The organism is Photobacterium lucens, assembly GCF_009873615.1.
Taxonomy (GTDB): domain Bacteria; phylum Pseudomonadota; class Gammaproteobacteria; order Enterobacterales; family Vibrionaceae; genus Photobacterium; species Photobacterium lucens.
Map to the genome: position 1 here is coordinate 1 of NZ_SSMG01000386.1, position 2,215 is coordinate 2,215.

The following is a 2,215-nucleotide window of genomic DNA, read 5'->3' on the forward strand; positions in this document are numbered from 1 at the left end:
ATGTAGGAAGACGCAAAATAACCTTATCCAACAATGAGAAGAAAAATATTATTTTAACGTCTGATTGGTTAACTTCATTAAAATTACCCATTAATTACAAAAAACTATCTAAGTTTTATGATAAAAAAACGGATACGTATGATTTAAATTTAATTAAAGATGCTAAAGTTTATTTTGATTATAGTGTTCAATCCATAACGATCAGCTTACCTCAATATTATTTGCTCAATAATACTGAGTCACAACAGTGGGATTATGGATCACCCGGTTTTTTACTCAATTACGCAGTAAATGCTAATAAGAGCTTTAATCGCTCAATACAAAATAATGAAAATTTATATGGCAACTTTAATTTTACTTCAAACTACGACCGGTGGGTATTTAATGCAAGATTTAGTGCGGAAAGTAACAATGGGATCAACTCACCAGATCTTACCGTATCAACAGCTATACAACCCCTACATGGTGATTTTATTGCGGGTAAAAGTATAACAAAATCATCAATTATCCCTGATTTTTCGTTTTATGGTATATCATTGCGATCTAATTCAGCAATGCAGCCTCAGTTGGCTCAGGGCTATGCTCCTGTGATCAGCGGCGTGTTAAATTCGAATGCGCTAGTTACTGTAAAACAAGGGAATTATGTTTTATATTCTAAAAATCTACCAGCGGGAGCATATTCGTTAAACAATTTATCCCCAGTATCCAATGGTGATATTACTGTTACTATCGAAGAAAATAATGGGAAAAAAATCACCCAAATTTATCCTGTTACGACCTTACCTACCTTACTGCGCGAAGGTGCGATAAATTATAATTTCGTCACTGGTGTGCGTAGCGATGATAGCAAAGGTATGTTTGGTCTCGCATCTTTAGATTATGGATTTAATTTAGGCACAGCTAATTTTGCATCAGTGATACACCCTAAATACCAAAGTATAGGTTCAGGTTTCACTGCACCTATCCGTAATTTTGGAGCCTTGTCTGCTGGCTTCAATGTATCATGGAGTCATTATGATAGTGCTGCATTTCAGCCTCATGATAGTAAAGTTCAGCAAGGTGTAAGTGCTTCATTACAATATGCTAAAGATTTTGGTGAAAACACGAACTTACAACTGTTATCTTATAAATATACAGGAAAAGGCTACACTGATTTCCGTGATTTTTATCCCAATAATATTTACAAGAACAATAAAAAACGCAGTCGATATGAAGCTATTTTAACGCAGCGTCTTGGTTTAGCGTATTTAAACCTTTCAGCCTGGAAAGAAGATTACCGTGATGGGTTAAGTAATGAAAGCGGTATTAATTTATCCTTATCAGGCACGGTAAATAATATATCTATTGGTCTTAATGGTTCTTATTCAAATATTGGTCATGATTCAAAAGAATACAGCACCTCGTTAAATGTCAACATTCCATTTAACCTATGGGACAGAGAGCAAATCATTAATAGCAGTGTTACTTATGATAATAACACCGGGGTATCATTTAACTCTGGCGCATCTTTCATGCCAAATGAAAACATTGTAACCTCGATAAATACGAATATCTCAAAAGAAAATAAGACAGCTTCACTCTATACGGGAGCAAGTTTTAACAGTATGGAAACTGGATTTTCGCTATCACAAAGTAATAATTCAACTGTTATTTCAGCCAATGCTTCTGGCTCAGTGGCTGGCGCGAAAGGTGTGGGATTGGTTTTTTCTAACCAACAAAATGATACTGTCGCTATTGCTCATATCGATAAGATGAAAGATATTGAATTTAATGGCAATGCTAGAACAAATGCTCAAGGTAATGCATTAATTCCATTAACTAATTATCAAGAAAATAATTTGACAATAGATACAAATAATGTCCCTGATAATGTTGAATTATTGAATACTAACTTTCAATTTGTCCCAACGAATAAAGCTATTATTGTAAGGGATTTTAAATATTTAAAAGTTAATAGATATTTACTAAGAATAAAAGATAAAAATGGTAAAGATTACCCTATGGGCACTGAAGCAATATCTGATCAAGGGAATACTGTAGGTGTTATTGCCAATCATGGCGTCCTGTTAACAACATTAATAAACAGCACAAAGTATATCACCGTCAAAGGTAAAAATAATACCTGTAAAATTCCTTTATCCACTTTAACAAAAGGTGTGGATAACATTCAGAATATTTCTTGTAATTAACGGTCTAACACAATGAATATATTAAA

1 protein-coding gene is annotated in these 2,215 nt (G+C 33.5%); it reads left to right on the forward strand.

The annotated features are described in order from the left end of the window. Positions 1–2,189: fimbria/pilus outer membrane usher protein (locus E5A76_RS15910; protein ID WP_161119515.1), on the forward strand; the 2,189-nt coding region annotated here is incomplete at its 5' end. Positions 2,190–2,215: the final 26 nt, after the last annotated feature.